Consider the following 17349-nt stretch of genomic DNA (forward strand, 5'->3'; position numbering starts at 1 on the left):
TCGGACCGTTTCGGACAAACAACGCGGGATGCCGTAGCCGGTGGAATTTCGGGTGAGTTGGCCAAAGGCGCGGCACGCCTTCCGCCGTACCGGGGTAGGCCGATCGGCCCGCGCCCGATCCCGCGATGTACCGGGGCGAGTTGGCCGGAAACCGTCCGGGCCCGCCGCGGCCGGTCATACCCTTCGGGGGTGCAGTTACCCTGGCTGACCGCGCCGCTGGCGGCGCTGACCAGCCGGTGGACCGCGCTTGTCGCGGCGGTCACCGGGGCGCTCCTGACGTTCGTCGCCGCGGCGGGCGTGCTCTACGTCGACGCCGCCGGCAGCGCGGCCCTCGGCTACGAGAAGGGCCAGTACTGCGCGCAACTCGTGCCGCCGTCGCTGGAACCGGCGTTCGTCAGCGGCGGCCAGGCCGCCGCCATCCGCGAAGCGGCCCACCGGATCGGCCCGCGGTACGGCTTCGACCAGGTGGTGTTCGCCGCCTACACCACCGGCGGCGAGCTGGACATCAACGGCTTCCCACCGCCGGTCCGCTACGGCTACCGGGAGGGCGCCCTCGACCATCTGCAGGTCGTCGAGGGCGGCGGCCGGAACGGGCTGTGGGTACCGGACAACGTGGCCGCGGCGACGCACACCCGCATCGGCCAGCTACCGCAGCGCCCGCCGCTTCCGCCGGTGTCCGCGATCTACCGGCAACTGCACAACCCGCTGCCGGACTGGTGGTGCTCGGAGCAGGGCGACGTGATCACCCCGAGCATGGCCGGCGACGGGGTGAAGCCGCCGGTGGTCTTCCTGCCGGACCTGTCCTGGCTGGCCGGTTACGGTCCGGTGCTGGACGTCTCGGTGCGGTTTCCGGTGACCCGGCTGCCCGGGACCGTCTCCGAGGCGCAGGACCTGCAGCGCCGGGGCGACGCGATGCTGGCCGCGCTGCGCGGCACGCTCGCCGATCAGGGCATCCGCACCACGGGCGGCATCGAGCGGTTCGCCCAGCCGCTGCGGGCCGCGACGACCGCCCGGCGGCACGTGCTCTCCCTGGTGCTGCCGCTCACCGCGGTGAGCCTGCTGGTCGGGCTGGCCGGGGTGGCCGCGCTCGGTGCGCAGTACGCCCAGCGCCGCCGTGCCGAACTGTGGCTGCTGTGGACGCGCGGCAGCTCACCGGGCGCGCTGGGCGGCAAGGCGGTGCTGGAACTCGCCGCGCCGCTCGCCCTGGGCGAGGCGGCCGGGCTGCTGCTCGCCCGGCTCACCGTCGGCTGGTATGCGCCCGACACGGCGCTCGACCCGGGCACCGGCACCCTCGCCGTGCTGGTGGCCGCCGCGGTGTTCGCGGCCGGTCTGGTCACCCTGGCCGGCACCGTGTCCTGGCGGGTGCACCGCGCGTTCCAGGCCGTGCGGCGCGCCGGGCGGGCCCGGTGGCGCTGGCTGCGGCTGGTGCCGTGGGAGCTGGGCACCGCGGGGCTGGCGGTCGTCGCGTGGACCCGGCTGGCCCGGGGGCTGGTGCACACCAGCGGCGGCGCCGCCGCCTCCGCCGTGATCGATCCGGTGGCGCTGGCGTTCCCGCTGTTCGTGGTGCTCACCGTGGCCGGTGTCGTGGTGCGGCTGTTCCGGACGGCGCTCGCCGGTTCCCGGCGGCGGGCCTGGTGGTGGGTGCCCGCGATCCAGTTGGCGATGCGCCGCCTGGCAGCCGCGGCCGGCGCGATCGGCGGCATCGTGCTGGTCGGGGTGCTGGCCATCGGCACGCTCACCGTGGGCCACGGCATCGCCGCCAGCGAGCGCGCCGCGCTGGTGGCCAAGTCCGGGACCCTGGTCGGCGCGAACAGTTCGGTGCAGATCGCCACCACCGCCGTGCAGGCCCGCACCCCGTTGCCGGACGCGGTGCACGGCAACAGCACCGTGGTCGGCTTCGACATCGGGCCGAGCCGTGACCAGATCATGATCGTCGACCCGGCGACCTTCGCCAGGGCGGCATGGATCGATCCCGGCCAGGCCGACCGCGTCCGGCACCTGCTCGGCCTGCTCGCCGCGCCGGGCACCGGCGGAACGGCACCGGCCGTCCGGGTCGGCCCCGCGCGGGACGGGGTGGTCCGCGTCCCGGACGTCGCGCCGTTCGCCCCGGTGGCCACGGTCGACGACTTTCCGGGCATGCGGGGAAACGTCGGTTATGTGGTGGCGGCCTCGGCGGTCGCACAACCGAGACTGGTCAACTCCTGGTACCTGTGGTCCACCACCGACCTGGCGACGGTGACCGGCGCGCTGGACCGGGCGGGGATCTCCTTCACCGACGCGGCGTCCATCGACCGGGCGCTGGACGCGTTGCCGTTCTACACGGTGGTCTGGACCTTCGGGTTCATCCGGGCGCTGGGTGCGGTGCTGGCCGTGGTGGCGGCCGCGGCGCTGCTGCTCGCGGTGGAGACCCGGCGCCGGCAGAACGCGCTGTCCGGGGCGCTGGCCGGCCGGATGGGGCTGCGCCCGGCCACCCTGGTCGTCAGCCACTGCGCGGAACTCGGCGCGATCGCGCTGCTGGTGCTCGTCGCCGGCGGCGGCGTCGGCACGGTCGGCGCGGGCGTGTCCGCGCCCCGCCTGGACCCGGCCCCGTGGCTGCTGCCCCGGCCGGCGATCCCGCAGCTCGCGCCGCTGCTGCTGGCCACGGCCGGGGGTGCCGCGCTGGTGGTGGGCGCGGCCGCCTGGATCGCGGTCCGCTCGGTGCGGACCGCCCGCGTGGCGGAGCTGATCCGTGGCTGAGCGGGCGCCGGTGATGGCGCTGCACGAGGTCGCCGTCGAGTACCCCACCGCGGGCGGCCCGGTCACCGCGGTGGCCGGTGCTGACCTGGCCGTGGCTCACACCGGGATGACCGTGCTGACCGGCCCGTCCGGGTCCGGCAAGTCCACCCTGCTGCGGGTGCTCGGGCTGGTGGAACGGCCCACCCGCGGCACGGTGGAACTGGATGGCACGGTGGTCAGCGGGCTGCCGCACCGGGCGCTGCGCCGGTTGCGCCGGCACCGGGTCGCGCTGGTGGCGCAGAACCCGGTGGAGAACCTGCTGCCCCAGCTCACCGTGCGGGACAACCTGCGGGCGGCGGCGCAGAGCGCGCACCGGCCGGCGCCGGAGCCGTCGCTGCTCGACCGCCTCGGTCTGGCGGGCACCGCGGGATGGCGGATCACCGCCCTCTCCGGTGGCCAGCAGCAGCGGCTCGCGCTGGGCTGCGCGCTGGTCCGGGGCGCCGGCGTGGTGCTCGCCGACGAGCCCACCTCGCAACTGGACGCGAAGTCGGCCGGGCTGGTCGTCGACGCGCTCGCCGATCTGGCCGGCGCGATGACCGTGGTGGTCGCCTCGCACGACCCGAGGCTGGTCGCTGCGGCCGACCGGGTGGTCCGGCTGCACGACGGGCGCCTCCGGGAGGGGTCCTGATGCGGGCGCGGACTCGCGGCCACGAAGGAGGTGGGATGAGCGCGGATCACGGTACGGCGGCGCTGGCCGCGCGGGAGGTGGTCCGGTGGTTCGGCGCGCCCACCGGCGCCCGGCGGGTGCTGGACGCGGTGGACCTCGACGTCCGCGCCGGGGAACTGGTGACCATCGGCGGCCCGTCCGGGTCCGGCAAGAGCGCGCTGCTGGCCATCCTGTGTGGGTTCGACCGCCCCGACTCCGGCACCGTGCTGCTGCTCGGTGAGCCGCTGACCAAGCCGCCGCGCTGGGAGCGGTGCGCGATCCTGCCGCAGTCGATCGGCCTGCTCGACGAGCTGACCCTCGCGGAGAACGTGGCGCTGCCGATCCGCCTGACCGGGCAGCGCACCGTCCTCGCCGGCCGGGTGGCGCCGCTGCTCGCCGAACTGGCCGTGGACCACCTGGCCGACCGCTTCCCGCACGAGGTCTCCTTCGGCCAGCGGCAACGCGCGGCGCTGGCCAGGGCGCTGGTGGCCGGCCCGCGGGTGCTGGTGGCCGACGAGCCCACCGCCCACCTCGATGCGGACGCCGTCACCACCGTGCTGCGCCTGGTTCGCGGCTGCGCGGACGGCGGCGCCGCGGTTCTGGTGGCCACGCACGACCCGCGGGTGCACGCCGTCGCCGACCGCACCCTGCGACTCGACGGCGGCCGGCTGGCCGCGGCGTGACGGGCCGCCGTCCGCCGCATGGCGGCACGGGCGCCGCCGGGCCGTCGCCGGGATCAGCCGAGCTTCTCCGCCGCCCCGCACCAGGCGAACGGGCGCAGGGCGCGGTCGGCGGGGGTGACCGGCCGGTCCGGGCGCCAGTCGATGAGGTGCGCCACGCCCGGGTCGACCAGCCGCCAGCCGTCCAGGCCGGCGAACCAGCCGGAAATCTCGGCGCGGTCCCGCACCCACAGCGGGTTGCTGGTGTTGTCGTATGCCTTCCGGAACGCCTCCACCGCCGCCTGGTCGGCCGGGTCGGCCTCGTCGGAGGCGATGTGGCTCAACCCCAGCCAGGAGCCGGGCGCCAGCCGCCGGGCGTAGTCGGCGAGCAGGTTCGGCACGTTGTCGGCGCCGCCGACGAAGTGCAGCACGGCGATCAGCATGACGCAGATCGGCTGGCCGCGGTCGAGCAGCGCCCTGCTCGTCTCGTGCCCGAACACCGCCATCGGGTCGCGCAGGTCGGCCTGGACCACCCCGGCCCATCCGGTGGCGCCGTCCTCCTCCAGCAGCACCCGCGCGTGCGCGGCGGCCACGTGCTCGTAGTCGACGTACACCACGGCCGCGCGCTCACCGGCCGGAAGGTGGTCGCGCACGATCTCGTGCACGTTGCCCACCGTGGGCACGCCCGAGCCCAGGTCCAGGAACTGGCGCACCCCGGCGTCCAGGGCGTTGACCACCAGGCGGCGCAGGAAGTCGCGGTTCTGCCGGGCGACGCCCTTGACGTGCGGCCACAGCCGGACCACCCGCTCGCCGAACTCGCGGTCGATGGCGTAGTTGTGCACGCCGTCGAGGTACCAGTCGTAGATCCGCGCCGCGCTCGGCCGCGTCACGTCCACAATGGACGGCGCGGACGGCGCCCGGTCCTGGGCGGCCACACCCACTCCTTCCGCTGCAGGGTCGGTGATATTGAATCATCATCGACCCGCCGCGGGGTACGCCGCCCGGCCGCTTCCCTCGCCGGCGATCAACCACACCGCCGGGGCGCCGGTGAGGGCGTCAAGCGGCTGCCGGTAACCGGCCGGCGAGGGCGGGTTCGGCGCCGGAGGTTCCGGTGGCCCGCCGCGACCGCGGGTGTGGTTGTCCCGCCGCGTCCGGCGGCGAGCGCACCGCAGGCGAGGGCGGCAGAAGCCAGACCCAGCCCGGCGCGCACCCAGTTCCACCGGTACCAGGCGGTCAGTTCGGCGGGCACGGCCCGCGCCGGGAAGGCGGGGTCGAGCATGGCGAGGTTCGCGGGAACGAAGTAGATCGGCAGCAGCACCAGGGTCGCCACCATGCCCGCCGCTGCCAGGGCCCACAGCGCCCGGCCCGGCCCGCGACCCCTGGCCGTGGTGACCCCCAGCAGCAGCACCGAGGCGGCCTCGAACGGGAACACCGTCGCGCCCGTTGCGGGTCCGTAGACCGCGAAATGCGGCAGGAACGCGGCGGGGTCCATGGCCCGCCAGGCCGGGACGATCACGGTCTGGGTGAGCAGGGCGGCGCCGGCGAAGGCTGAGGTGGCGGCGACCGCGAGGGTCTCGAGGGCGCGGGCCGGGCGCCCCGGCGTCCCGCGGCGAGGAACGGTTTTCGAGGTCGGACCCATGGGGCGGCTCCCGGTGTCAGGATCGTTGGGCGTCCGCGGTGGATCGGTGGCGCCGTGCGCGGCCGGTGGCCGGTGACGGTCGGTCCACCGGTCACATCGGCCGCGCCCGCGCTGTCACTGGTATGACAGGCGGCGACGAGGGAATGTGACCGATGGACGACAACGACGGGCTGGCCGCCCGGTTCGAGGCGCAGCGCCCCCGGCTCCGGGCGGTGGCCTACCGGGTGCTGGGCTCGGTCGGCGAGGCCGAGGACGCGGTCCAGGAGGCCTGGCTGCGGGTCAGCCGCGCCGGCACCACCGGCGTGGCGAACCCCGGCGGGTGGTTCACCACCGTCGTGGCGCGGGTGGCCTTGAACATGCTCCGGGCGCGGCGGGCGCGGCGCGAGGAGCCGCGGGGCGCGCACGTTCCCGACCCGGTCGTGACGGTCGCGGACGAGGCCGACCCAGAGCACGAGGCGCTGCTGGCCGATTCGGTGGGCCTCGCGCTGCTGGTGGTGCTGGACGCGCTGAGTCCGGCGGAGCGGCTCGCCTTCGTGCTGCACGACATGTTCGCCCTGCCCTTCGACGAGATCGCCGGCATCGTCGGGCGCTCCCCGACCGCGGCACGGCAACTCGCCAGCCGCGCGCGCCGCCGGGTCCGTGCGGCCGCGGTACCCGACCCCGACATCAGCCGCCAGCGCGGGGTGGTGGACGCCTTCCTCACCGCGTCCCGCGACGGCGACTTCGACGCACTGCTCGCCGTGCTCGACCCGCACGTGACCCTGCGCGCCGACGTCGGTGCCGAACCCGCGGCCGGGTCGAGGGTGGTCTCCGGCGCCGAGTCGGTGGCCGAGCAGGCGCTCGCCTTCGCGTGGCGCGCCGAGTTCGCGCGGCCGGCGCTGGTGAACGGGGCGGCTGGAATCCTGGTGGCCCACCAGGATCGACCGTTGGCGGTGATGGCGTTCACCGTCACCGGCGGAAAGATCGTGGAGATCGATATCCTGGCCGACCCGGCCCGGCTGCGCCGCCTCGACCTGCCGGGCCCCGTCCCCTGACGCCGGCAGCGTAACCGTCAGTCTGGCCTGCGCAGACGCCGCCGCGCGACTGCGGAACGCGACGGGACCATCCCGCCGCGGTGAATCGAACGGGTGTTCTAGCATCTGCTCCCGGCGCCCGCGCCGAGCGGTGCGGGCGGCACACTCGTCGAGGATCGGAACCGACGCAGAGAGGATCACCACGTGAGCGCGGACCCCGCAGCAGCGGCGGACAGCACCGACCAGGCAGGCGCCGCCGAGAACGGCGCCGAGAGCGGCGACAGCGGCCGGCGGGCGACGCCGTCCGGCGAGAAGGAGGCCCCGGCCAGGGGGCGCGGCCGCAAGCAGAGCAGCGCGCGCAAGACCCGCACCGTGGCGCTGACCCTGACCGTCACCGGCACCGCGGAGGGGGACTGGCAGGCCGACCTGGTGCACGGCACCAACCGGCTGGTGCGCGGCATGCCCATCCCGGCCGCGGCGGTCGCCCGCGCCGCCAAGGAACTGCACCCGGACATCGAGTCGGGCATCGAGGCCGTGCTCAGCGAGGCCCGCGAGCAGCACCGCAGCCGGATGCAGGAACTCGAGGCCGAGCTGGAGAGGGTCAAGCGCGCCCTGGCCGACCTGGGGGAGTAACGCCGCCCGCCGCCGGTGCGGGCGCACCCGCACCGGCGGTCCGCACTCGACATGCGTCGGCGGGCGCGCGCCTCGGGCCCCGCCGCTCGCCAGGCGCGCTCAGTCCTTCACCAGCCCGCCGTCGACCACGAGGTTCTGCCCGGTCACCGCGCGCGCCCATGGCGAGGCGAAGAACAGCACCGCGTCGGCGAACTCGTCCGGCGTGACCACCCGGCGCAGCGGGGTGCTCTCCGCGATCGCGGTGAACACCGCCTCGGGGGTCGCCGCGCTGGCGTCGGTGGTGCGCAGCAGGCCCCCGGAGACCATGTTCACGGTGATCCCGTCCGGGCCGAGGTCGGCGGCGAGGGTGCGGGTCAGCGACAGCAGCGCCGCCTTGGCCGCGGTGTAGTCGTGGTAGGGCACCACCGGGTTCTGGAGCAGGTTGGTGCCCACGTTGATGATCCGGCCGAACTCGCGGGCGCGCATGCCCGGCAGCGCGGCGTGGACGGTGTGCAGCGCGCCGCGCACCGTGCCCTCGAACTGGGTGGCGAGGTCCTCCCAGCGCAGCTCGTCGGCGTGCGCCCGAAGTTCGGCGTTGAACGTGTAGTCGATCAGCGCGTTGTTGACCACCGTGGTGACGTCGTCGCCGAAGTGGGTGCGCGCGGTCGCGAACATCTCGTCCACCGCGTCCTGGTCGGTGACGTCAGCCCGGAGCGCGACCGCGTCCCGCTCGCCGATCTCGGCGACCAGCGCCTCGGCCTGCGGCCGGCTGCGGTGGTAGTTGACCACCACCTTGGCCCCCTCCCGGGCGAACGCGCGCACGATCGCGCTACCCAGGCCGCGGCCACCGCCGGTAACCACGACGATCTGATCGGCGACACGCATGGAACCATCCCCTCTGGCGCGGTCGGGAAACCGGACAGTTGGCACGGTATCGGCCACGGGCAGGTCCACCGGCCTGGTGGGGAACGTGTTCCCGTTCATAGGATCGGGGACAGGCCCGCGTGATCAAGGACGAGAGTGGAGGGCTCCAGATGAGTGTCATGGGCACCCGGGTGGTCCGGATCGAGGACCACAAGCTGATCACGTCGGGCGGCAGCTATGTCGACGACCTCCGCGAGCCCGAACTGACCGGCGCGGTCCACGCCATGTTCGTGCGCAGCCCCATCGCGCACGCCCGGATCGGTTCGATCGACGTCTCCGCCGCCCGGGAGGCGCCCGGCGTGGTCGGCGTGTTCACCGCCGACGACCTGGACATCGCCTTCGCGCCGGGGCCGACCGGTGAGCCCTGGTTGGCCAGGGACAGGGTTCGCTACGTCGGCGAGCCGGTGGCCCTGGTCCTGACCGAGCACCCGTATCAGCTTGCCGACGTGGCCGAACTGGTCGACATCGACTACGACCCGCTGGACGCGGTGATCGACCTGGACGATGCGCTGTCCGGGCGCACGCTGCTGTTCGACGGCACGGACAGCAACGTGGCCGGCGGCAAGGCCAAGCCGTTCGACGAGAAGCTGTTCGACGACTGCGAGGTCGTCGTCACCCGGACGATCACCAACCAGCGGGTGGCCCCGGCACCGCTGGAGGTGCGCGGCGCGGCGTGCGCATGGGGCGAGGACGGCCGGCTGACGATGTGGCTGTCCACCCAGAACGCGCAGATCGCCAGGGACATCCTGGCCGGCGGGCTGGGCGTGGACCCCGGCACGGTGCGGGTGATCGCTCCGGACGTGGGCGGCGGCTTCGGCGCGAAGATCGGCGCCGACCCGGAGGCCGTGGTGCTGGGCTGGGCGTCCCGCCGGGTGGGCCGGCCGGTGCGGTGGTTCGAGACGCGCAGCGAGAACCTCACCGCGATGACCCACGGCCGCGGCCAGCGGCACACCGTCACCATCGGCGGCCGGCGGGACGGCACGGTGCTCGCCTACCGGCTGGAAGTGGTGCAGGACGCCGGCGCCTACCCGCGCGCCGGGGCGGGGATGCTGCCCGGCTTCACCCGGCTGATGGCGCCCGGCGTGTACCGGATCCCCAGGGTCGAGGTGGCCACCCGCAGCGTGCTGACCAACACCACCCCGATCGCCGCCTACCGGGGCGCCGGGCGGCCCGAGGCGACCGCGGCGATCGAGCGGGCCATGGACCTGTTCGCCGCGGAGATCGGCATGGACCCGGCCGAGGTGCGGCGGATCAACTTCATCCGGCCGGAGGAGTTCCCGTACACCACGCCGAGCGGCGCCTCCTACGACACCGGCGAGTACGCCAAGGCGCTGGACGCGGTGCTCTCGGCCGGCGGATACGCGGAGCTGCGCGCTGAGCAGGCGCGCCGGCGGGAGGCCGGCGACGTGGTCGTGCTCGGCCTGGGCATCGCCGCGTACGTGGAGATCACCGCGGGCGACGGGATGGGGGAGAGTGGCCGGGTGGACGTCAACCCGGACGGCACGGTGACCGCCTACACCGGCAGCTCGCCGCACGGCCAGGGCCTGCACACCTCGCTGGCCATGCTGCTCTCCGACCAGTTCGGCGTGCCGATGGACAAGATCACGATCCGGCACGGGGACACCGACGAGGTGCCCAAGGCGGTGGGCACGTTCGCGTCCCGGTCGCTGCAGCTCGGCGGTTCGGTGCTCAAGCAGGCCGGCGACCAGGTCATCGAGCGGGCGAAGGAGATCGCCGCGAACCTGCTCGAGGCCAGCCCGGACGATGTCGAGCTGAACGTTGACCAGGGTGCCTGGCAGGTGCGCGGCGCGCCGTCCGGCGGCACGGTCACCTGGGCGCAGGTCGCGGCGGCGGCCGGCGAGGACGGGCTGTCCGCGGACGTCTGGTACGGCGACGTGCAGCCGACCTTCCCGTTCGGCGCGCACCTCGCGGTGGTGGAGGTGGACACGCTGACCGGCAAGGCGGTGCTCCGCCGGATCATCGCCGTGGACGACGCCGGCCCGGTGGTCAACCCGGTGACCTTCCAGGGGCAGCGGCACGGCGGGTTGGCACAGGGCGTCGCCCAGGCGCTGCTGGAGGAGATGAGCTACGACGCGGACGGCAACCCGACCACCGCGACGCTGGCCGACTACCCGTTCATCACCGCCACCGAACTACCCGACTTCGAACTCGTGGACATGGCGACGCCGACCACCCGGAACCCGTTGGGCGTCAAGGGCATCGGCGAGGCCGCGACGATCGGCTCCACGCCGGCCGTGCAGAACGCGGTGGTGGACGCGCTGGCGCACCTCGGCGTGCGGCACATCGAGATGCCGGCGACCCCGCAGCGGGTGTGGCAGGCCATCAACGACGCCAGGGAGGGCCGCTGATGCGTGCCCGGCGCGCCGGCGACACGATCGCGGCAGCGCGCGAACTGGCGGAGAGGAAGGCGGTTCTCAAGTGAAAGTCACCATCGAGGTCAACGGCCGGTCCACGGTCGAGGAGGTGGAGGACCGCACCCTGCTGGTCCACTATCTCCGCGACACGCTCGGCCTGACCGCCACCAACGTCGGCTGCGACACCACGTCGTGCGGCGCCTGCACCGTGCTGCTGGACGGCGAGTCGGTCAAGTCGTGCACCGTGCTCGCCGCGCAGGCGGACGGCCACCGGGTGACCACGGTGGAGGGCCTGACCGGCGAGGGCGGCGAACTGCACCCGGTGCAGCGGGCGTTCTCCAACCAGCACGGGCTGCAGTGCGGCTTCTGCACCCCCGGCATGATCATGGCGTCGGTGTCCATCCTCGCGGAGAACCCCAAGCCCACCCGGCAGGAGGTGCGGGAGGCGCTGGAGGGCAACCTCTGCCGGTGCACCGGCTACCACAACATCGTCAGCGCGGTGATGGAGGCCTCCGGGCAGGAGGTGGACGGATGATCCCGGTCGGGTTCAGCTACCGGCGCGCGTCCACTGTGGACGAAGCGGTCGGCCTGCTCGGCGAGTACGGCGACGAGGGCAAACTGCTCGCCGGTGGGCACTCGCTGCTGCCGTTGATGAAGCTACGCCTGGCAGCGCCCGAGGTGCTGGTGGACATCGCGCCGCTGGCCGACCTGCGCTATGTGCGCACCGACGGCGACACCGTGGCGATCGGCGCGCTGAGCCGCTACCACGACCTACACCACGACGAGGTGCTGCGGCAGCATGCGCCGCTGCTGGCGCACGTAGCCGGCGCCATCGGCGACCCGCAGGTCCGCCACCGCGGCACCATCGGCGGGTCGCTGGCGCACGCCGACGCCGCCGCGGATCTGCCCGCCGCGCTGCTGGCCAGCGACGGCGTGCTGGTCGCCCAGGGACCAGGCGGCCGCAGGGAGATCCCGGCCGGGGAGTTCTTCCTCGACCCGTTCACCACCGCGCTGCAACCGGACGAACTGCTCGTCGAGATCCGGGTGCCCGGGCAGGACGGCGTCGGCTGGGCGTTCGAGAAGTTCACCCGCCGCTCCATCGACTGGGCCATCGTCGGCGTCGCGGTGCTCGGCCAGTCCGTCGGATTGATCAACATGGCCGGTACGCCGATCCGCGCCACCCGGGTGGAGGAAGCCCTTGCCGGTGGCGCCAACCCGGCCGAGGCCGCCGAGTTGGCCGCCGAGGGCACCAGCCCGCCGGACGAGCCACACGCCAGCGCGGCGTACCGCCAGCACCTGGCCAGGGTGCTCACCGGCCGGGCCCTGGAGCGCGCCGCCGGCCGCGTCCCCGCCGGGCTGTAGCCGGGACGGGTCGCCCGCGGGGTCATCCGGCCCCGCGGGCGGTGCGTCCGGGCCGCCGGTTCAGCGGTTGTTCGTCCGGGACAGCGACGATGTCCGCATCCCGCGGGGGTGCGGGGGTCGTCACCGGCCACGCGCCACTCAGTGCGCAGGCACCAGTTCCGCGAGCAGCGCGGTGACCCGGCGGTCGATCTCGTCGCGGATCGGCCGGATCTGCTCGACGGTCCTGCCGGCCGGGTCCTCCAGATCCCAGTCCAGGTACCGCTTACCGGGATAGACGGGGCAGGTGTCGCCGCATCCCATGGTGATCACCACGTCGGCGGCCCGCACGCCCTCGTCGGTCAGCGGCTTGGGGAACTCCCGGGATATGTCCAGGCCGATCTCGGCCATGGCCTGCACGACCGCGGGGTTGATCGTCTCGGCGGGTGCGGACCCGGCGGAGCGGACTGTCACGGCCCCCTTGGCGTGGTGGTGCAGCAGGGCGGCGGCCATCTGCGAGCGGCCGGCATTGTGCACGCACACGAACAGCACCTCCGGACGCCCGGCCGTCATGCGCCCACCGCCTCCGCCGTGGCGGGTTCCGCCGGAGCGAGCAGGAGCGCCGACAGTTCCGCCAGAGCCTCCGGCCGCACCCGGTAGTAGATCCATGTGCCGCGCCGCTCGCCCGCGATGACCCCGGCCTCGCGCAGCACCTTGAGGTGGTGCGAGATGGTCGGTCCGGTCAGGTCGAACGCGCCGGTCAGCTCGCACACGCAGGCCTCCCCGCCGGCGTGTGAGGCGATCAGCGACAGCAGTCGCAGCCGGACCGGGTCGGCGATCGCCTTGAGCACCCGCGCCAACTCCACCGACCGCACCTCGGACAACGGCTCGCGCAACAGCGGCGGGCAGTACGGCGCCGCGTCGGCAACGGGAAGCTGCTTCGACACCCTTCTATCTTGACAGTCTTCTCATAAAGGTGCAACGTGGGTCTCCCCACTGTTTCGATGACGGTCTATCCAGAGGCGAAGAGGCCATCTCCGGGCCGTGCTCGCCACGAGGAGGAATCGACGTGTCTCGCGTGCAACTGGCGCTCCGGGTCGGCGACCTGGACGCCTCGATCGACTTCTACGCCAAGCTGCTCGGCGTCGAGCCCACCAAGCGACGTCCCGGCTACGCCAACTTCGCCGTCCAGCGGCCGCCGCTGAAGCTGGTCCTGCTGCAGGGTGACCCGGGTCGGGCCACGGCGCTGGACCACCTCGGCATCGAGGTGGAATCCGCCGCCGAGGTCGGGCACGCCACCGATCGGCTGGCGGCCCTGGGCATGGAGACCACCGTGCAGGAGGACGTCACCTGCTGCTACGCCGTGCAGGACAAGGTTTGGGTCACCGGCCCCGGCCAGGAACCGTGGGAGGTCTACGCCGTCAAGTCCGACTCGCCCGAGTGCTGCGCCAACGAAGCCACCACATCCCCCGCCGGCTGCTGCGCCTGACCGCCCATCCGCATGGCGTTGTTAGTCCCGCATGGAAAGGTGCGAACGAACCGCCCTATGCGCTCGGGGCCTGCGTACCTTTCCGTATAGCACCGCCGTGGATCAACCGCCATGCTCGGGAGGCGTCGGTGCGGCAGGACAGCGCGGGCCACGCCGACCGTTCGGCGGCATCACCGGTCGATCGGAAGGGACCGCATCGACGGTGGCGCCGGGGCCAGCAAGGCGAGGGGGTTTGGCGTGGACGCATCCACTCTGGCGACCACGGTCGTCCGGATCATCACCGCGATCGCGACCCGGCCACCCGGCGACGACGCGGCCGGGAGTGTCGCGAGAGAGCTGTACGAGTTCGTCCGGAACAACATCGCCGGGTCGGCACGCGGCCGGCAGGTACTGGAGCAGTTCGAGCAGCATCCCGGGGAACCACTGCTGCACGACGCGCTGCGGGACACCGTCGCCGGACTGGTCCGCAACGACCCCGACCTGTCGCAGCGGCTGGAGCGGATGACGGCGCGGTACCACGCGACCCAGGGCGGCGCCGGAACCATCACCGGGGACCAGCGCAACCTCAGCGTCAACACGGTCAGCGGGGTACGCGGGCGCAACCAGATTTCCATCGGGCCGATGACCATCACCAACAACCGCCAGGCGCGGATCTCGTTGGCGGTGGTCGGGGTGGTTGTGGTGCTTCTGCTCGGCTGGGGCGCCTACGGCGTGGTCAACGTGTTCACCGGCGGAAGCGGCGGCACACCGGCCGGTGCGGAACCGGCGGAGCACGCGGCCGCCGGCGTGGCGCCCGACGGGAGCAGCCCGCAGGGCTCCGGCTCCGACGCCGGCAGGGCCACCCACGAGTCGGTCGATCTCCGCTACACCCCGTCGCTGGGTGACCCCATGGAAACCCATTTCGACGTGACGATCCAGTTCGGCCAGCCCGGCTCGGACACCACGTCGTGCAACTTCGCGCCGCCGCCCGGGACGACCACCGTCCCGTTCACGTTGACCACGGTGAACCGCAACACCACCGGCAACCTCGACACGGTCCCGCAGACCAAGATCCGCAGCCTCGCCCCGTCGGCGATCGTCTACCTGGCCTCGCCCTCCTGCGAGCCGCTGACCGACACGATCTACGGTTTCTGGCCCGGGCCCCGGCAGGAGCGCACCGTCGACCTGGTGCTGGTCGGCGTGCCGCGGAACGCGCTGGCGACCGCCGGCGTGGAGATCACCTTCGGCCTGGTGAACCCATTGCGTTCCGAGAGCGATCCGCCGCCCACCGAGAAGGTCGTGCGGGCGACGGCGTAGCACGCGCCCACGCCGAGCAGGCCCCGGCTGTGCCGACGGATCGGCACCAGTGTCGATACCGCCGGACTGCGGTCAAGCACCGTCTGGAACACCTCCGGCGACGTCGCCATGGTGCTCGGTCGCCGCAACGACCCCTGAGTCAGGGTGGCGGCCGAGGATCTGGTCGAGTTCGGCGAGGGTGGCTTCGTTGGACTGATGGTGGACGGCGTGCCAGCCGAGGGCGCGGGCGGCGGTGCAGTTGACCGGGGTGTCGTCGATCAGCACGCAGCGCGACGGGTCGACGCCGAGGGTTTGCTCGGCGTGCCGGTAGATGGCCTCCTCCGGCTTGCACAGGCCGATCTCGTGGGAGCGGACGGCGGCGGCGAAGACGGCCGAGTCGGGCATGAGGCGAGCGCGGTGCGGTTCCCACTCGCGGACGCTGTTGGTGAGCAGGCCGAGCCGCACCGAGGCGGAGGACCGTGCGACGAGTTGGTCGTACAGCGCGGTGTTGAACTCGCGGTCGGCGTACCAGAGTTCGCCGAACTCGCGCAGGTCCGCCCGCGGCGTGTGGTCGGGTCCCAGCGCGTCGGCGACCTGCTCGCCCCACTCGGCGACGCTAACCAGGCCCCGCTCCAGCGGACCCAGCGTTGTCAGCCCGTACCGGGCGGCGACCGTGTCGAACGCTGCCAGGACGGCGTCCAGCGGGACGCCGACGGTGCGCACGAAGCGCCGCATCACGCCGTCGATGGGGTCGGTCAGCACCCCACCGAAGTCGCACCACACCACCCAGCCACCGTCGGCCATCGCGCGCGCCGCTCCTCACGTCAACCCGCACCGGACCAAAGCATTCACGATGTGCCGCCGCAACGCCAGGTACAGCGCGAGTCCCGGCAGGCATGCCAGGCCGGCCACGGCCATCAGGCCCGGTCGGCGCCGCCGCCCGAGGCCGGTGACGGCTCAGCGAGGGGCCGGCGGGGTGCGGCCGGCTGGGCGGCGTGGCACAGGTGCGCCAGCGGCCTCCGCTCCTCGACGAAGTGCCGGACGATGCGCTGGCAGTCCGGGTTGTTGCGGATGTGCTCGGGCGCCCGGCCGCCGGGGATCACCGCCGCCACGTACTCGGCCGGGTCGACGTCGGCGAACGCCACGTCCGCCGGCCAGCTATGCCCGGGCTTCTCGGTGTAGGTGTCGAAACCCGCCACGAAGTCGTGTACCACGAATGCAAGGTCTTCGTGGTCGGCGCGGCGACGTGCACCTCGTAGCCCTCCTCCAGCAACCGCTGGTACGGGTAAAAAGAACTCGAGATCCTCGGCGGCGTCGCCGGTCACGACGACCCGAAACCGGACCTTGGAGAGGGGACCGCCGGTGCGCACCGCGTGGCTGCTGGTCGCGATCGTCGTGCTGGCGCTGGACCTGCGCCCGCCGTTCACCGCCGCCGGCGCGCTGCTCCCGGCCATCACCGCCGACCTGCACCTGCCCCCCGCGGTGGCCGGGCTGCTGCCCACCCTCCCGGTGGTCTGCCTGGGGGTGTTCGCGGTGGCCGCGCCGCCGCTGCGCCGCCGGTGGGGGGACGAGGGTGTGATCGCGGTGTGCCTGCCGCTGCTCGTCGGCGGGAGCCTGTTGCGCGCCGCGGGCGGCGCTGCCGCGCTGTTCGCCGGCACCGTGGTGGTCGGTGCGGCCGTGGGCATCGCCAACGTGGCGCTGCCCGCGCTGATCAAGCGGGAGTTCCCGGCCCGGGTCACCCAGGTGACCTCCCTCTACACCGTGTTCCTCACCCTGGGCAGCAGCGTCGCCGCCGCCGGCGCGGTGCCGCTGATGCACGCCGCCGGCGGCAGTTGGCGGGTGCCGCTGCTGCTGCTCGCCGCGCTGGGCGTGCTCACCGCACTGGTGTGGCTGCCGCTGTTCCGTGGCCGGACCGCCGGCAGCGCACCCGCCGCCGGCGCCATCACCAGCCTGCTGGGCAGCCCGCTGGCGTGGCAGGTGACCGCTTTCATGGGCTTGCAGTCGCTGCTGGCGTACGTGGTGTTCGGTTGGATGCCCACCATCGCGCAGGCGCGTGGCCTGGCCGACACCGCGGCCGGCCTGGTGCTCTCGCTGTCCACCCTGCTGCAGGCGGGCGGTGCGATGTGCCTGCCGTTGCTGGCCGGCCGGCGAGCCGGCCAGCGCGGGCTGGCGGTCGCCCTGTTCGCGCTGGCCGCGGCCGGGCTGGTCGGGTTCTTCCTGGCGCCGGTCTCGTGGATCTGGGGGTGTTCCGTGGTGCTCGGGTTCGGCATGGGCGCCCTGTTCGCGCTGGCGCTGAGCCTGATCGGGCTGCGCGCGGGCGACGCGGCCACCGCCGCCCGGCTGTCCGGCCAGGCGCAGGCGGTGGGATACCTGCTGGCCGCCATGGGACCGCTGCTGGTGGGCCTGCTGCACCAGGCCACCGGGGGCTGGCTGGCCGCGCTGGTGCTGCTGCTCGCGGTGTGCCTGGCGGGAGCCACCGCCGGGCTGGGCGCCGGCCGGCCGAAGCATGTCGGGCCGGCCCCCGCCGAGCCGGCCGACGCGCGGACCTGACCGCTCGGCGTCCCAGCCGCCGAGCACGCCATGGCGCAGCGTGCGGAGGTCGGC

General features: G+C 73.8%; 18 protein-coding genes. 11 read left to right on the forward strand and 7 right to left on the reverse strand.

Going from position 1 to position 17349, the window contains the following annotated elements; genetic code table 11:
• Nucleotides 1-189 precede the first annotated feature (189 nt).
• The 3 genes from FFT21_RS03085 to FFT21_RS03095 are packed head-to-tail and all read left to right on the forward strand — an operon-like array spanning nucleotide 190 to nucleotide 4104.
• Nucleotides 190-2736, forward strand: coding sequence for an ABC transporter permease (locus FFT21_RS03085; protein ID WP_137812176.1), 2547 nt, complete (start codon nucleotides 190-192; stop codon nucleotides 2734-2736).
• A 13-nt stretch (nucleotides 2737-2749) separates the two neighbouring features.
• Complete coding sequence (locus FFT21_RS03090) at nucleotides 2750-3403, forward strand: ABC transporter ATP-binding protein (RefSeq protein ID WP_137812337.1); 654 nt, start codon at nucleotides 2750-2752, stop codon at nucleotides 3401-3403.
• A 35-nt stretch (nucleotides 3404-3438) separates the two neighbouring features.
• A complete protein-coding gene (locus FFT21_RS03095) occupies nucleotides 3439-4104 on the forward strand; it encodes an ABC transporter ATP-binding protein (protein WP_137812177.1) in 666 nt (221 codons plus the stop codon).
• Between the two features lie 53 nt (nucleotides 4105-4157).
• Here the strand turns inward: FFT21_RS03095 and FFT21_RS03100 are convergent, their stop codons facing one another.
• Nucleotides 4158-5021 carry an SAM-dependent methyltransferase gene (locus FFT21_RS03100; protein WP_443093353.1) on the reverse strand — a complete coding sequence of 288 codons (864 nt, stop codon included), beginning with the start codon at nucleotides 5019-5021 and terminating at the stop codon, nucleotides 4158-4160.
• 83 nt (nucleotides 5022-5104) lie between these two features.
• Complete coding sequence (locus tag FFT21_RS03105) at nucleotides 5105-5719, reverse strand: DUF1772 domain-containing protein (RefSeq protein ID WP_137812179.1); 615 nt, start codon at nucleotides 5717-5719, stop codon at nucleotides 5105-5107.
• 152 nt (nucleotides 5720-5871) lie between these two features.
• Here FFT21_RS03105 and FFT21_RS03110 point away from each other — a divergent pair, with 152 nt between their 5' ends.
• Nucleotides 5872-6753: a sigma-70 family RNA polymerase sigma factor gene (locus FFT21_RS03110; protein ID WP_137812180.1), complete on the forward strand. Its 882-nt coding sequence runs from the start codon at nucleotides 5872-5874 to the stop codon at nucleotides 6751-6753.
• A gap of 183 nt (nucleotides 6754-6936) precedes the next feature.
• On the forward strand, nucleotides 6937-7365 hold the full coding sequence (locus FFT21_RS03115; RefSeq protein WP_137812181.1) for a DUF6319 family protein: 429 nt from the start codon (nucleotides 6937-6939) through the stop codon (nucleotides 7363-7365).
• 99 nt (nucleotides 7366-7464) lie between these two features.
• Here the strand turns inward: FFT21_RS03115 and FFT21_RS03120 are convergent, their stop codons facing one another.
• Nucleotides 7465-8229: a 3-oxoacyl-ACP reductase gene (locus FFT21_RS03120; protein ID WP_137812182.1), complete on the reverse strand. Its 765-nt coding sequence runs from the start codon at nucleotides 8227-8229 to the stop codon at nucleotides 7465-7467.
• Between the two features lie 149 nt (nucleotides 8230-8378).
• Between FFT21_RS03120 and FFT21_RS03125 the strand changes: the two genes are divergently transcribed.
• The 3 genes from FFT21_RS03125 (at nucleotide 8379) to FFT21_RS03135 (ending at nucleotide 12005) form a co-directional block, all read left to right on the forward strand.
• Nucleotides 8379-10637 (forward strand): xanthine dehydrogenase family protein molybdopterin-binding subunit, encoded by a 2259-nt coding sequence (locus FFT21_RS03125; protein ID WP_137812183.1) that lies wholly within the window; start codon nucleotides 8379-8381, stop codon nucleotides 10635-10637.
• A gap of 70 nt (nucleotides 10638-10707) precedes the next feature.
• Nucleotides 10708-11178 (forward strand): (2Fe-2S)-binding protein, encoded by a 471-nt coding sequence (locus tag FFT21_RS03130; RefSeq protein ID WP_137812184.1) that lies wholly within the window; start codon nucleotides 10708-10710, stop codon nucleotides 11176-11178.
• Nucleotides 11175-12005, forward strand: coding sequence for an FAD binding domain-containing protein (locus FFT21_RS03135; RefSeq protein ID WP_137812185.1), 831 nt, complete (start codon nucleotides 11175-11177; stop codon nucleotides 12003-12005). Before FFT21_RS03130 ends, FFT21_RS03135 begins: the two co-directional genes overlap by 4 nt.
• A gap of 138 nt (nucleotides 12006-12143) precedes the next feature.
• Here FFT21_RS03135 and FFT21_RS03140 read toward each other — a convergent pair whose 3' ends face one another.
• Nucleotides 12144-12554: an arsenate reductase ArsC gene (locus FFT21_RS03140; protein WP_137812186.1), complete on the reverse strand. Its 411-nt coding sequence runs from the start codon at nucleotides 12552-12554 to the stop codon at nucleotides 12144-12146.
• Nucleotides 12551-12928 carry an ArsR/SmtB family transcription factor gene (locus tag FFT21_RS03145; protein WP_137812187.1) on the reverse strand — a complete coding sequence of 126 codons (378 nt, stop codon included), beginning with the start codon at nucleotides 12926-12928 and terminating at the stop codon, nucleotides 12551-12553. The genes FFT21_RS03140 and FFT21_RS03145 overlap by 4 nt, the downstream gene beginning before the upstream one ends.
• 122 nt (nucleotides 12929-13050) lie before the next feature.
• On the opposite strand from FFT21_RS03145, the gene FFT21_RS03150 reads away from it, so the two are divergent.
• Both FFT21_RS03150 and FFT21_RS03155 read left to right on the forward strand, forming a co-directional pair.
• Nucleotides 13051-13470 carry an ArsI/CadI family heavy metal resistance metalloenzyme gene (locus FFT21_RS03150; protein WP_137812188.1) on the forward strand — a complete coding sequence of 140 codons (420 nt, stop codon included), beginning with the start codon at nucleotides 13051-13053 and terminating at the stop codon, nucleotides 13468-13470.
• 237 nt (nucleotides 13471-13707) lie between these two features.
• Nucleotides 13708-14766: a hypothetical protein gene (locus FFT21_RS03155; RefSeq protein ID WP_137812189.1), complete on the forward strand. Its 1059-nt coding sequence runs from the start codon at nucleotides 13708-13710 to the stop codon at nucleotides 14764-14766.
• Nucleotides 14767-14838: 72 nt separating this feature from the next.
• Here FFT21_RS03155 and FFT21_RS03160 read toward each other — a convergent pair whose 3' ends face one another.
• Nucleotides 14839-15549, reverse strand: a complete 711-nt coding sequence (locus FFT21_RS03160; RefSeq protein ID WP_137812190.1) for an HAD family hydrolase — start codon at nucleotides 15547-15549, stop codon at nucleotides 14839-14841.
• Between the two features lie 113 nt (nucleotides 15550-15662).
• Nucleotides 15663-16199, reverse strand: coding sequence for a DJ-1/PfpI family protein (locus FFT21_RS03170; protein WP_137812191.1), 537 nt, complete (start codon nucleotides 16197-16199; stop codon nucleotides 15663-15665).
• Between FFT21_RS03170 and FFT21_RS03175 the strand changes: the two genes are divergently transcribed.
• Complete coding sequence (locus tag FFT21_RS03175) at nucleotides 16108-17295, forward strand: MFS transporter (RefSeq protein WP_225978058.1); 1188 nt, start codon at nucleotides 16108-16110, stop codon at nucleotides 17293-17295. The genes FFT21_RS03170 and FFT21_RS03175 overlap by 92 nt on opposite strands.
• Nucleotides 17296-17349 lie beyond the last annotated feature (54 nt).

The organism is Gandjariella thermophila (genome assembly GCF_005405885.1).
In the GTDB taxonomy this organism is placed as follows: domain Bacteria; phylum Actinomycetota; class Actinomycetes; order Mycobacteriales; family Pseudonocardiaceae; genus Gandjariella; species Gandjariella thermophila.

Coding starts and splice junctions, on each gene's coding strand:
- FFT21_RS03090 (WP_137812337.1), top strand. CDS start 2,750: ATGGCGCTGCACGAGGTCGCCGTCGAGTACCCCACCGCGGGCGGCCCG.
- FFT21_RS03095 (WP_137812177.1), top strand. CDS start 3,439: ATGAGCGCGGATCACGGTACGGCGGCGCTGGCCGCGCGGGAGGTGGTC.
- FFT21_RS03105 (WP_137812179.1), bottom strand. CDS start 5,719: ATGGGTCCGACCTCGAAAACCGTTCCTCGCCGCGGGACGCCGGGGCGC.
- FFT21_RS03110 (WP_137812180.1), top strand. CDS start 5,872: ATGGACGACAACGACGGGCTGGCCGCCCGGTTCGAGGCGCAGCGCCCC.
- FFT21_RS03120 (WP_137812182.1), bottom strand. CDS start 8,229: ATGCGTGTCGCCGATCAGATCGTCGTGGTTACCGGCGGTGGCCGCGGC.
- FFT21_RS03125 (WP_137812183.1), top strand. CDS start 8,379: ATGAGTGTCATGGGCACCCGGGTGGTCCGGATCGAGGACCACAAGCTG.
- FFT21_RS03135 (WP_137812185.1), top strand. CDS start 11,175: ATGATCCCGGTCGGGTTCAGCTACCGGCGCGCGTCCACTGTGGACGAA.
- FFT21_RS03140 (WP_137812186.1), bottom strand. CDS start 12,554: ATGACGGCCGGGCGTCCGGAGGTGCTGTTCGTGTGCGTGCACAATGCC.
- FFT21_RS03160 (WP_137812190.1), bottom strand. CDS start 15,549: ATGGCCGACGGTGGCTGGGTGGTGTGGTGCGACTTCGGTGGGGTGCTG.
- FFT21_RS03170 (WP_137812191.1), bottom strand. CDS start 16,199: ATGGCCGGGAGCAGCGCGCCGGCGGCGGTGAACGGCGGGCGCAGGTCC.